Genomic DNA, 12,628 nt, shown 5'->3' on the forward strand with positions numbered 1-12,628 from the left:
CCAGCCCCCCCGGCGCGCCCCCCGACGCGCCCCCTGGGCAGGCCCCCCACGGCACCGGTTCCCGCTCACACGAGATCCGGGCCGTACACCTCCCACAGCTCGCCCGCGAAGAACCTGCCGAAGTTCAGCAGCGTCTCCGCGCCGTCCGGACCCGAGGTCCGGAACGTCGTGAGCTGCCGCGCGAAGTCCGTCAACCGGATGTTCAGCACACCCGCCGCCACGACCTCCGCGCGCCCCTCGTCCTCCTCGTCCGCGCCGACACGGCCGTCCAGCAGCCGCACGTACAGCGTGGACGTGTCCGGCCAGATCCGCGTCGGCGGACCGTGCAGGACGTTCTTCGTCCCGCTCAGCGTGCGGGCCCGGCCCTCGCCGTCGGTGTAGAACAGGCGGTACCTCATCAGCCGCCTGTCCACCGTCGCGTCGGCGTCCCCCGAGGGATCGACGAACAGGTTGAACGTGCCGCGCTCGACCCGGCGGCGGCCGCCGTGACCGGACACGTCCACCCATCCCTCGGCCCGCGCCTCATGCCCCGGCTCGCGGACGAAGCGGTCGATGTCGTCCGCCGTGATCGTCAGACGGAACGACAGCGGCCGCCGCCCCTCCGCCCGGCCGCCCGCGCGCGGATCGGACTCACCGTAGGTGACGAACCCCTTCATCTCCTCGGTGAACCACAGCGACGTCCCGTCCCCGCGTGGCGCGCGGCCCCCCACGGACGAGCCGTTCCGGACCGTGCCCCCGCGACCGTGCCGGGTCTCGCGCGGCGGGCCGTCGCCCGCCCCGTCCGGCGAGCCGGAGTCCCCGCCCGGCTCGGCCCCCGTGGCAGACGGGGCGGTGACGGCCGGACCGCCCGCACCTCCTTGTGCGGACGCGTGCTCCAGCAACCGCGTGGCCATCCGGTCGGCCTGCGCGGCGATGGTGAGCGAGGGGTTCGGGCCCACCGGCCCCGGCATCGCCGCCCCGTCGGCGATGTAGAGACCGGGGTACCCGAACACCTCGCCGAAGGCGTCGCAGACGCCCTCGCCCGGGTGCGCGCCCATCGGGGCGCCGCCGAGAGGATGGACGGTGATGATGCGCTTGCGGAACCACATCGGATTGTCGGCGTAGTCGGCGCCGAGCACGTCCGCGATGCCCCGCATCGTCCTGCGGACCCGGTGGAACAGGTCCCTGCTGGTCTCCGTCGTCCACTCCGCGGACAGCATCCCGTCCCGCAACCGCAGCCGTCCGTCGGCGGTGTCGCGGCCCATGCCGAGCAGCGGCAGCGAACTCACCGTCAGGGCGCCGTCCCCGATCAGCTCCGAGATCTCCTGGGACAGGTTGGTGTCCGGACGGCCCCGGAACATGTCGGTGAACCGCTCCCACAGGAACTTCACCACGCGCTCGAAGTCGTTGGCGACGTCGTAGCCGTCGACGATCCAGTCGGTGAACCCGGGGTAGCCGCCGTCCTGGATGTAGGCGCCGCGTCCCGTGCCGGGCGCGCCGTCCAGCTCGTCCGCCAACCGGATCGCCGTGGTGATCACCGGGCCGCGGCTGGCGTTGAGCGGCCGGACCCGGTTGCGGTCGGTGGCGCGCAGCAGGAACGTCAGCAGGTCGCCGTTGCCGCTGAACCGGGTGCCGAGCGCGTCGCTGAGCCCCGGGAACGCCTCCCGCGACCGCAACAGCAGGTACGTGGTGCCGTACGTGCCCGCGCCGAGGACCAGCCGGTCGCACGTGATCGTCCGGACGGGCAGCCGCCTACGCTTCTTCAGCGACACGGCGTAGGGGTCGGTCGGCACCTCGTGGTGGACGTAGTCGACCTCGTAGCCACCGCCCCGGCGGGGCCGCAGCGCCGTCACCTCGCGGCAGGTGCGGATGTCCGCGCCGTGGTGCGCGGCCGCCGACAGGTAGTTGTGGTCCAGGCTGTTCTTCGCGCCCTCGTTGCAGCCGATGTCGCACTCGCCGCACAGCTGGCACGTCCGGCGCGGGACGCCGTGGATGTTGCCGTAGCCCGCGTCCACGATCGGCAGGCTGATCCCGGGTTCACCGCCCGGCCGCTCGGCGAAGCTGACCGCGAGCGGTGGGAGCGTGCACTGCAACCCCAGCTCCGCCGCCGCGTCCTGCATCGCGTGCGTCTTCGGCGTGTTGTCGTAGGGCACCCGGTCCAGCGGGTACGGCGTCGCGCCGATCATCCTCTCGACCGCGTCGTAGTGCGGGTCCAGGTCGGCGCGGGAGATCGGCCACGGTTCGTGGGCGCCGCCGGGCAGGTCGTTGACGAACCAGTTCTCGTCCTTGCGCAGCAGCACGTTCGCGTAGATCAGCGACCCGCCGCCGAGCCCGGCGGACACCACCGAGTCGCAGCCGTTGAAGCTCCACACGTCGTACATCCCGTAGAGCCCGGCGGCCGGGTCCCAGAACGCCCGTCCCATCTCGGCGGGGGAGCGGGGGAAGGCGCCCGGCGGGTACGGCTGCCCCCGCTCCAGCAGGACGACCGACGACCCGGCCTCCGCCAGCCGGTACGCGGCCACGGAGCCCCCGAACCCCGAACCGACCACGACCGCGTCGACGTGCTCCCGGCCCCCCGCGCGGCCTTTCCCCGTGCCGCCGTTCCCCGTGCCGCCGTTCATCGCACCGAGCCCTTCGCCGCGCCGTTCCGCGTCTCGGTCCTCATGAGCCGTGCCGCTTGAGGAAGTCGACGATGTGCGGAAACACGTCGAGGTGGGCGTTCTTGCCGATGAGGGGATCCAGATGGCCGTAGCCGGGCAGGACGGCCGCCTCGTGGCGTCCGGGCGCCACCCGCTCCAGGATCCTGTGCAGATGGACGTTGGAGTCGGTGAAGACGCGGTTGTTGCTCGGCGCGAGCAGCAGCATGGACGTCTCCACGTCCGCCGCGCCCGCCAGGTAGTCGCGCGGCAGGGCGGCGTACCGCGAGTCCCGGTCCGCGAACCGCACCGCGCGCCCCGCCTTGATCATCTTGTGGACGTGCCGGTAGTAGCTCAGCCCGGACGCCGTACAGATGTCGGCGACGCGGGCGTGGGTCTCGGGCAGCAGGTTGGTGTGCTCGTACATCGCGGGCTTGCCCGCGCCCCACTGGAAGCTCTGCATGTGGCAGGCGCGGACGTTGCACTCGCCGTGGAACAGCGACACCGCCCGCGACAGCATCCACGGTCGGGTGAACCGTGGCGCCTGCCCGAACCGCGGGTCGAGGAACGGCAGGCCGACGACGTACTCCAGGAACCAGGCGCCGGGGCCGAGCTTCAGTTTCGACCACGCCGGAACCCGAGGTGTCAGGGACACGCTGTTGCAGGTCAGGGTGGCGATGTCGGTGATGATCCCGGCGAACACGCTCATCGCGAACGCCATCGCGCCCAGGCAGTGCCCGATGACGTGCACCCGGCGGTCCCCGATGTGCCGGCGCAGTTCCGTGAGCGCGGGCGGGAAGTCGTACAGCGCGACGTCGTCGAGGTTGAAGTGGTGCGTCTCGGTGTCGTAGGGGTAGCGGCCGCTCATCCGGAAGTCCAGGGCCCAGACGTCGGTGAACCCGTTGTCGAGCAGGTGGGACGCCAGGTTCCGGATCTCCGGCATGATGAACAGGTCGCTGGAGGAGGTGAGCCCGTGGACGAGCAGGACCACGTCGTCGCTCTCCGCGCGTAGGAACCGCGTCAGTTGCAGCCCGAGTCCGTCCTCGGTCGTCACCGGATACGTGGAGATCTCCACGTCCTTCACGCCGGCGAACGTGAACCGGGGGATCACGCGTTCCATCTCTGCTCACCTCCATTCGCCTCGCAACGATGATGCTGGGACCCACCGGTGCGGGGCATCGTGGTAAACCCGTACTTCTCCCCGAGAACTTGGTCGGCGGGAAAGGGACGAATCCGCTCACGTCCGAGACCATCGTGTTCGTTACTACTGTGATGGTCCAGTGCGCGCAGAGGTTCCGAAACCCTCAGTCGGTACCGGGAGCGCCGGGTTCGGCCGTGCCCCGGGTCAGGGCGTTCACCACACCCACCCGGGAACTCACCCCGAACTTGGCGAAGATGTGCGACAGATGCGTCTCGACCGTGCGGATGCTGACGTACAGCCGGTCGGCGATCTGTGAGTTCGTGCAGCCCTCGACGACCAGGGACGCGACCTCGTACTCCCGTTTGGACAGCCCGCCCGGCAGCCGGGAGTTCCGGCCGCCCTTGGACCCCTTGGCCGGCACCCGCACCCCGAGCCGGCGCTGCTCCCGGACGACCTGGGCGTGCAGCGCCCGCGCCCCGCAGCCGGAGAAGATGTCGGCGGCCAGCCGCAGCTGCGCGCGGGCCGCGGTGCGGTCACCGGCCTCGGCGTGCGCCTGACCGGCGCGCAGCCGCGCGCGGCCGACGTCGATCCGGTGCCCCGCCTCCTCGAACGTGTCCGCCGCCGCGAGCGCCTCCCGCGCCGCCTGGGCCGCGTCGGTGGACTGGAGGGCGTGCGCGCGGGCCAGCCCTGCCAGCGCGTTGTGCGCTTCCAGACCCGGGATGATCAGATGCTCGGTGCGTCGCACCCACCGCTCCGCCGCGTCGGCGCGGCCCCGCCCGGCCTCGACCCCGGCCATCATCTCGCTGATCGACAGCTGGGTGCGCTGGTCCAGCGGCCCGCTGACCGCGCGCTCGAACGCCTCGGCGGCCTCGTCCGGGCGGCCGAGCCCGAGCAGCGCGGTCGCGTGCGCGTAGCGGGCCATCGACCCCCACCACTCGCCGACGCCCGCGCCGACCTCGATGGCCTCCTCGGCGTGCCGCAGCGCGGTCCCGTTGTCGCCCGACCAGCCCGCCACCAGGCTCTGCTGGGTCAACGCGAACACCAGCTGCTGCCCCGAGTTGAGCAGCCGCGCCTCCTCGACCGCCTCCTCCGCGGCCGCCGCGGCCTGCTCCAGCCGTCCCAGCATCCCGTGGGCGCGGGCGAGACCCGCCATCAGGTTCGTGACGATGTACATCTGGCCCGTGGACCGGGCGACGGTGACGGCACGCTGGAACCGGTCGGCCGCGCTGTGGAAGTGGCCCATGAACGTCTCCGCCCAGCACAGCCAGGCGATCGCGTCCATCCACTCGGCCAGGTGCTCGTCGGGCGCGGCGTTGGTCAGCCGGTCGGCGGCCTCCAGGTAGCGGATCGCGTCCTGGACGCGGCCCGCCGCCAGCGCGGGCATCGGCCGCACCGCGGCGACCGCCACCTTCAGGCTGGGCTCCCAGTCCTCGGAGTTGTCGGGCATCAGGTCCAGGACGGCCTGCGCGGCGCGGAAGTCGATCCGCATCATCCGTTCCGCGATGAGCCGCATCCGCAGCGGCACCGCGGCCGGGGAACGCGGGTCGGGCATCCGGCGCAACTCGTCCAGCAGCAGGGCGCGCGCCTCGTGCGGGCGGCCGAGCTGCCGCTCCATCAGCGCCGCGAGCCGGGCCGCGCGGGCCCGCCGCTCGTAGTCGTCCGGCGGCAGCATCCGCAGCACGTTCCGCGCGGTCTCGCGCCCCTCGATGAGGTGCCCGCCGACCGTCTGCACCTGCGCCAGCTCCATCATCAGTTCCAGGCGGGACGGCAACGCCGGATCGTCGGCCGTTCCGTCCGCCTCCGCCGCCGCGCCGGTCGTCGGCATCAGGCTGAGCGCCGACTGCAACCAGTGCGCGGCCGTCGTCGGCGCCTGGGTGGCGAACGCGCGCGCCGCCTCCACCAGGGTCGCGATGGCGTTGCGGTCACCGACCCGGCCCGACCGCTCCAGATGCCGGGCGCGGACCGCCGCGGGCGCGCCGATCTCGGTGAGGTACGTCGCGATGCGGCCGTGCGCCGCCAGCCGCCATCCCGCCGCCGCCGACCGGTACGCGGCATGGCGGACGAGCGGATGCCGGAACCGGAACCGCTCCGCCCGGGGCCGCACGATGTCGCGGGCGACCAGCTCGTCCAGCGCCGCCAGCGCCTCCTGCTCGCTGACCTGCGCCGCCGCGGCGGCCAGCAGCGGGGTGAACTCGTCGGCCGCGACCGCCGCGCTCTGCGCGATCAGCTGCGCCTCCGGCGACAGGCCGCTCAGCTCCAGTTGCAGCGCCGCGCGGACCGCGGGCGGCAGTTCGCCCTCGGTGTCGCCCGCGGCGAGCGGTTCCCGGGTGCGGGCCAGCGCCTCCAGGTAGAAGGGGTTGCCGCCGCTGGCCTTGTACAGCTCGCGGCAGCGCGTCCCGCTGACGCCCGGGCCGAGCAGCTCCGTGACCTCGTCCTGGGTGAGCGGCCGGACCGGCAACCGGCTCCCGCCGACCGCCTGGAGGGAGGCCTGCACCAGCGCGGCGAGGCGGGCCGACGCCTGGGCGGGCCGGTACGCGAGCGCGATCAGCACGCTGGCGCGCGGCGGATGCCGGACGAGATGGTCGAGCAGTTCGATCGTGGCGTCGTCGGCCCAGTGGACGTCGTCGAGGATCAGCACCAGTCCCGACGGCGCCGCGACCTGCTCCAGCAGATGCCGGACCGCCCGGTACAGCTGGTAGCGCGCGACCGGTGTGTTGTCCGAGGGCGCCCCGGCCGGGCTCGGGCCCTGGCCGGGTCCCGCGTGCGAAGGGGCCTCGTTCGGTCGCGGGCCGTCGTGGAGGCCGGTGTGCTCGCCGTCGTGGAGGGCGGTCGACAGCGCGGGGAACACCGGGGCCAGCAGCCGCACGGTCGTGGGGCTCAGCTCACCGATGTGCTCCTCGAGATGGTCGTCGAGCGCGTCGACGACGGCGCCGAACGGCATCTCCTGCTCGAACTCGGCGGCCCGGCCCGCCAGGCTGCCGAGCTTGCGGGCGTCCGCGGCGTTCAACAGTTCGGTGAGCAGGCGGGTCTTGCCCGCGCCCGGTTCGCCGACCAGCGCGAGGAAGCGGAACGAGTCGGCCGCGGTGGCGTCCAGGGCCTCCTCGAAGGCATGGAGGACGTCCTGCCGGCCGACGAGGGGAACGCTGTCCGGCGACTCGACGCCGCCGTGGCCGGAACGACCCTCCATGTCCACACCCCACCAGTGACAGGCGGTCGATACGCCGTGATCCGTGCTCTTTGTTGAAGTTCCTGAGAATTGGCGGGATTTACCCTATCGGGTGGAACGTCCATAAGGCGGGGCAACACGCCCCACCCGAGCCCCCGGCACCGGGCGGGTGCACTCCACCACCCGCTCCGCCGCCCGGCGCTCCACCCGGATCCTCACTGTGTTGTCCACGCCGTTGTTTCACTGCTATCAACCGTCCTCCCGGGCCGCGTGTCAAGCTCGGGAGGGTAAACCGTTCCGCCGTCGTGACCTCCGACCGAACTCCGCTCGGCGCCGGGCCGGTCACGCGCGGCACCGCACCCGCCGAGCATAACCCCGCCCCCGGGGCGGCATCGGTCATTCGACGAGGAGCACCTCCAGCGTGCGCGGACCGTGCACCCCCTCGACCCGGGTCAGCTCGATGTCGCTCGTCGCCGACGGACCCGACACCAACGTCAGCGGCCGGCGCGGATCGAGCCGCTCCAGCGCCTCGGGCACGTCGGCGACGACCTGCCCGGCGAGCACGACGACCACATGGTGGTCGGGGACGAGGGACAGCGCGCGCGGCCCCTGGTCGGCGCCGTGGTCGAGGACGATCGTGCCGGTCTCGGCGATGGCGACGGCGCAGCCGGTGACCGCGCCCGCGAGACCGTCGAGCGACGCCACCGGCGGGTCGCGGACGAGCGTGGCCCGTGTCGCGGACGTCCACTCGGCGGGTAGACCGGACGGCACGCCGTAGGAGCCGGCGCGGCCCGCCAAGCGCTCCGCGACCGTCCCCGGCACCTCCGACCCGCGGACGCGCAGGACGGTCGCGCGGTAGTCGGCGACCCGCTCGGCGAACAGGTCGAGAACAGCGCCACTACCCGCACCGCCACTACCCGCACCGCCACTACCCGCGCCGCCGTGGTGGCGGCGCAGGTAACGGCGGTCGATCCGGGCATAGGCCGCGGCGACGTCCGCGTCCCCGCTCGCTCGCCGGGCGCCTGCCGCGCTCGCGGCCTCTTCGATCCGGCGGAGGATCTCTTCACGCGCGTTCACCCGCCGTCCTCCTCCCGGCCGCCGGTGCGGGCCCACCAGGCACGGAACGACTCGGGCGGGGGAGCGGGTGCGTCCCGTGTCTCGGTCCAGGCGCCGAGCGGGCCGGGCAGCCGCCGGATCCGACCGCCGCGCGCCACGACACGGCGGGCCCTGGACGCGGCGCGCTGGGCGAGCGCGAGCCGCGTCGGGGAACGCAGCGTCCACCCCGCCGCCGCCATCGCGACCCGTTCGAGCGGACGGCGCGGGCCGTCCTCGACCGCGCGGGCCCGCAGGTGCACCAGCACTTCCGGAATGTCGATCGCGACCGGGCACACGTCGTAGCACGCGCCGCACAGCGACGACGCGAACGGCAACGACGCGTCCACCTCCGACCCGACGCCCCTGATCTGCGGCGACAGGATCGCGCCGATCGGCCCCGGGTACGGCGACCCGTAGGCGTGCCCGCCCGCGCGCCGGTAGACCGGGCACACGTTCAGGCACGCCGAGCAGCGGATGCACCGCAGCGCCTGGCGTCCCACCTCGTCCGCCAGGGTCGCGGTCCTGCCGTTGTCCAGCAGGACGAGGTGGAAGTCCCGCGGGCCGTCACCGGGATGGACGCCCGTCCACAGGGACGTGTACGGGTTCATCCGCTCCGCCGTAGACGAGCGCGGCAGCAGCTGGAGGAACACCTCCAGGTCGCGAAAGCTCGGCACGACCTTCTCGACGCCCATCACCGAGATCAGCGTCTCCGGCAGCGTCAGGCACATCCGCCCGTTGCCCTCCGACTCCACCACCACGAGGGTGCCGGTGTCGGCGACGGCGAAGTTCACCCCCGACACCGCGACCTTCGCCGACAGGAACTTGGCGCGCAGATGACGCCGCGCGGCCTCCGCCAGCTCGGCGGGGGAGTCGGTCAGGCCGGCCGGGACGTCCTCCATCGCCCGCAGGAAGATGTCACGGATGTCGGACCTGTTCCGATGGATGGCCGGGACGAGCAGGTGCGACGGACGGTCGTCCCCCAACTGGACGATCAGTTCCGCGAGGTCGGTCTCGTAGGCGGTGATCCCCTCCCCGGCGAGATGCTCGTTCAGGCCGATCTCCTGGGTGGCCATCGACTTGACCTTCACGACCTCGGTCTCGCCGGTCGCCTTCACCAGGTCCGCGACGATCCGGCCGGCCTCGGCGGCGTCGCGCGCCCAGTGCACCGTCCCGCCGGCGCCGGTGACCCTGTCCTCCAGCAGCCGCAGGTAGTGGCGGAGATGGTCCAGGACATGGTCCTTGATCTGCCTGCCCGCCTCCCGCAGGTCGGCCCAGTCGTCCAGCTCGGCGACCGCGCCCGCGCGGCGCGCCCGGATCGTGGTGGTCGCGTGCGCGAGGTTGCCGCGCAGCCGCGCGTCCGACACCGCGCGGCGTGCCGCGTCCGGAAAGGACGGCATCCCCAGGTACGTCGGCATCGCGCCCGGCCGGTGGGCGTCCCCGCGCGCCGCCCCGCCCGTCACGCGGGAGCCTGTTCGGTGGAGGCGAGGATCTCGGCGAGGTGCAGGGTCCGCACCCCGGCGCGCGTGCGGGTGAGCGCGCCGCCGAGGTGCGTCAGACAGGAGTTGTCGGCCGCGCACAGCACCTCGGCCCCGGTCCCGCGGACGGCGGTGACCTTGTCCGCGCACATCGCGGCCGACACCTCGGAGTTCTTCAGCGCGAACGTCCCGCCGAAACCGCAGCACTCGTCCGCGTCCGGCAGTTCCCGAAGGTCGATGCCGCGCACCGCGCCCAGCAGCCGCAGCGGACGGTCGCCGACACGCAGCATCCGCAGCGAATGGCACGTCGGATGGTAGGTGACGCGGTGCGGGAAGTAAGCGCCCACATCGGTGACCCCCAGCACGTCCACCAGGAACTCCGACAACTCGTGGACGCGCCGCGCCGCGCTCCCGGCCGCCCCGGCGGAACGCGGCGCGAGCCTCGGATGCCAGTCACGGATCATCGCGGCGCACGACGCCGACGGCGTCACGATCGCGTCGTAGCCCGCGAACGTCTCCTCGAAAGCCGCCACGAGCGGGACGGCCTGGCGCCGGTAGCCGGTGTTGAGGTGCAGTTGCCCGCAGCAGGTCTGCCCGGCCGGGAACTCGACCTCGTGGCCGAGCCTGCGCAGCAGCCGCACCGTCGCCTTCCCCGTCTCCGGGAACAGGGTGTCGTTCACGCAGGTGAGGAACAACGCGACCCGCATGACGCGCCTCCCGGGGAACAGGGTGACCGAACTCAGCGGCCCACCGAACCGTCGATCCGCTCGCGCAGGATGTCGGCGTGCCCGGCATGCCGCGCCGTCTCCTCGATCATGTGCACCAGTACCCACCGCATGGACGGCGGCGACGTCTCGCGCAGCGACCGGACCCCCTCCCGGTCCAGGTCGGGGCAGGCCGCGGTGATCGCGTTGCTCCGGGCGACCGCCTCCCGGTACGCGGCGACGAGGTCCTCGGCGGTCTCGTCGTCGCGGGGCGGTTCCTCGTGGTCCCACATCGGCACGTCGGCGCCCTCGTACGCCCACACGAACCAGTTCAGTTCGACGCGGGTCAGATGTTTGACCAATCCGAGCAGGCTCGTGCCGGACGGGACGCCGGGCGCGCGGGCCGCCTCGTCCGAAACACCCGTCGCCTTGGCCACCACCGACTCCCGCAGGTAGTCGAGGAACGTCAGCAGCGTCGTCCGCTCGTCGGAGTTCAGACTCGGTGGACGGACGTCTCCACGCGGTTCACCCATGCCTGGACTCTATTCCCAGAGTCGGGACGTCCTCGCTCAGGCGGCGTCCAGCCGGACGGCCTGGGCGATGTAGCCGCGCAGGGCCTCCTCGTTGATCCCGTCCAGTGACTTGATCTTCACATGACGGGTCTTCTTGCCGACGCCCTCCAGCAGGCCGTGCGGGTCCTCGAACTCGGCGCCGCGTTCGAAGGCGAAGGTCAGGTGCGTCTTGCTCTGGCTGATGACCGCGAGGACCCGCCTGCCGCGCCAGGCGGGCGACCCGTAGGTGAGGCACTCGGCGGCGTCGGGCGCCCCCTCGGCCATCAGCGCGCGCAGCGCCGTCAGGATCCCGGCGTACTTCGGGTCGAGCTTGGTCGCGACATAGGTGTCGATCTCGGTGCCCATCAGAATCTCCTTTTCCGCGCATCCCGGGTCGGGGATGGTTCGGTGCCGTGCGAGTAAGCTATAGTCACTTCTATTGATAGTCAAGATCAGTGACTAAATTCCCGGGAGGAGTCCATGGAGACGGCATCGGAAGACGCGGGTCACGCCGCAGACCCGACCCCTGACCTGGGCATGTTGTCCGGTCAGCTGATGCGGGGACTGCAGGAGGAGCTGTTCTCGCGCCTGGCCGAGCAGGGCCATTCGGACGTCCGGCCCCGGCACGGCACCGTCCTGGCGTTCCTCGACCCCGCCGGTCTGCGCGCGACCGAGCTGTCGGCCCGCTCCGGCCAGCACAAGCAGATCGTCGGGACGATCGTCGACGAGCTCGTCGCGCTCGGCTACGTCCGCCGCGAACCCGATCCCGCCGACCGCCGCGCCAAGCGGATCGTCCCCACCGAGCACGGCCTCGACGAGATCGCCAAGGCGCGCGCCATCCTCGCCGACATCGAGAGGCGCCACCGCGAGAACCTGGGCGACGAACGCTTCGACGTCTTCAGAGCCGCCTTCCAGGAGGTCGTCCAAGGTCAGCGCGCATGGCAGGACTCACGGTGAGCCGGTGGGCCCGTTCCGGGAACACGGATTCGGGTCGCGTCCGCCGGGCAGGATCGCCTCAGCGCTGCCGAGGAGGGGGAACGTGACCGTACCGAAGGTTGATCTCATGGACGGGGCCGCGATGCCGCAGGTCGGCTTCGGGGTCTTCCAGGTGTCGGACGACGAGGCCGAACGCGCGGTGGCCACGGCCCTGCGGGAGGGGTACCGCAGCGTCGACACGGCCAGTGCCTACGGGAACGAGACGGGCGTCGGGCGGGCGCTGCGCGCGTCGGGCGTGCCGCGTGAGGAACTCTTCGTCACCACGAAACTGTGGAACGACGCCCAGGGGTTCGACAACGCGCTGCGGGCCTGCGAGGCGAGCCTTTCCCGGCTCGGCCTCGACTACCTGGACCTGTACCTGATCCACTGGCCCATGCCGGACCGTGGCCTGTACCTGGAGACCTGGCGGGCGCTGGAACGCCTCAAGCAGGACGGACGCGTCCGCTCGATCGGCGTGTCGAACTTCACCGTGGAGACGCTGCAGCGAATCATCGACGAGGCGGACGCCGTCCCGGTCGTGAACCAGATCGAGCTGCACCCTTACTTCCAACAGGACGGTCTGCGCGCCTTCCACCGGGACCACGGCATCCGCACCGAGGCGTGGGCGCCGCTAGGCCAGGGGCATGGGCTCCTGGACGATCCCGCCCTCGCCGCCATCGCACGCGCCCACGACCGCACACCCGCGCAAGTAGCGCTCAGATGGCATCTGCAGATCGGGAACGTGGTGATCCCGAAGTCGGTGACGCCGTCCAGGATCGCCGAGAACATCGACGTCTTCGGGTTCGAGCTCTCCCCGGACGACATGAAGGCGATCGGCGAGCTGAACAAGGGCGTCCGGTTCGGCCCCGATCCCGTCACGTTCGGCGCCGCCTGACCGAGCCGCCC

Annotated in this window: 10 protein-coding genes; 2 read left to right on the top strand and 8 right to left on the bottom strand. The window is 72.3% G+C overall.

All coding sequences use genetic code 11. From position 1 onward, the window contains the following. Positions 1–65 precede the first annotated feature (65 nt). From BZB76_RS30730 to BZB76_RS30765, 8 genes are all read right to left on the bottom strand, one after another. Positions 66–2,600, bottom strand: coding sequence for a GMC oxidoreductase (locus tag BZB76_RS30730; protein WP_121437900.1), 2,535 nt, complete (start codon positions 2,598–2,600; stop codon positions 66–68). A 40-nt stretch (positions 2,601–2,640) separates the two neighbouring features. Further along, positions 2,641–3,735, bottom strand: a complete 1,095-nt coding sequence (locus tag BZB76_RS30735) for an alpha/beta hydrolase (RefSeq protein ID WP_121437901.1) — start codon at positions 3,733–3,735, stop codon at positions 2,641–2,643. A 184-nt stretch (positions 3,736–3,919) separates the two neighbouring features. Further along, positions 3,920–6,943, bottom strand: a complete 3,024-nt coding sequence (locus BZB76_RS30740) for a helix-turn-helix transcriptional regulator (RefSeq protein WP_121437993.1) — start codon at positions 6,941–6,943, stop codon at positions 3,920–3,922. A gap of 375 nt (positions 6,944–7,318) precedes the next feature. Continuing rightward, the gene (locus tag BZB76_RS30745; protein WP_121437902.1) at positions 7,319–7,999 is read right to left on the bottom strand and encodes a LutC/YkgG family protein; all 681 of its coding nucleotides are present in this window, start codon (positions 7,997–7,999) and stop codon (positions 7,319–7,321) included. Beyond that, positions 7,996–9,414 carry a LutB/LldF family L-lactate oxidation iron-sulfur protein gene (locus BZB76_RS30750; protein ID WP_211343277.1) on the bottom strand — a complete coding sequence of 473 codons (1,419 nt, stop codon included), beginning with the start codon at positions 9,412–9,414 and terminating at the stop codon, positions 7,996–7,998. The genes BZB76_RS30745 and BZB76_RS30750 overlap by 4 nt, the downstream gene beginning before the upstream one ends. Before the next feature lie 59 nt (positions 9,415–9,473). Then, entirely contained in the window at positions 9,474–10,199 is a 726-nt protein-coding gene (locus BZB76_RS30755; RefSeq protein WP_121437903.1) for a (Fe-S)-binding protein, read from the bottom strand. Between the two features lie 32 nt (positions 10,200–10,231). Next, complete coding sequence (locus tag BZB76_RS30760; protein WP_121437904.1) at positions 10,232–10,729, bottom strand: DinB family protein; 498 nt, start codon at positions 10,727–10,729, stop codon at positions 10,232–10,234. 36 nt (positions 10,730–10,765) lie between these two features. After that, positions 10,766–11,113 (bottom strand): DUF1801 domain-containing protein, encoded by a 348-nt coding sequence (locus tag BZB76_RS30765; RefSeq protein WP_121437905.1) that lies wholly within the window; start codon positions 11,111–11,113, stop codon positions 10,766–10,768. A 114-nt stretch (positions 11,114–11,227) separates the two neighbouring features. On the opposite strand from BZB76_RS30765, the gene BZB76_RS30770 reads away from it, so the two are divergent. Together BZB76_RS30770 and BZB76_RS30775 are read left to right on the top strand one after the other, a co-directional pair. Further along, positions 11,228–11,704: a MarR family winged helix-turn-helix transcriptional regulator gene (locus BZB76_RS30770; protein WP_211343259.1), complete on the top strand. Its 477-nt coding sequence runs from the start codon at positions 11,228–11,230 to the stop codon at positions 11,702–11,704. Positions 11,705–11,810: 106 nt separating this feature from the next. Beyond that, positions 11,811–12,617, top strand: coding sequence for an aldo/keto reductase (locus BZB76_RS30775; protein ID WP_121437907.1), 807 nt, complete (start codon positions 11,811–11,813; stop codon positions 12,615–12,617). Positions 12,618–12,628: the final 11 nt, after the last annotated feature.

Source organism: Actinomadura pelletieri DSM 43383, from assembly GCF_003634705.1.
GTDB classification, from domain to species: Bacteria; Actinomycetota; Actinomycetes; order Streptosporangiales; family Streptosporangiaceae; genus Spirillospora; species Spirillospora pelletieri.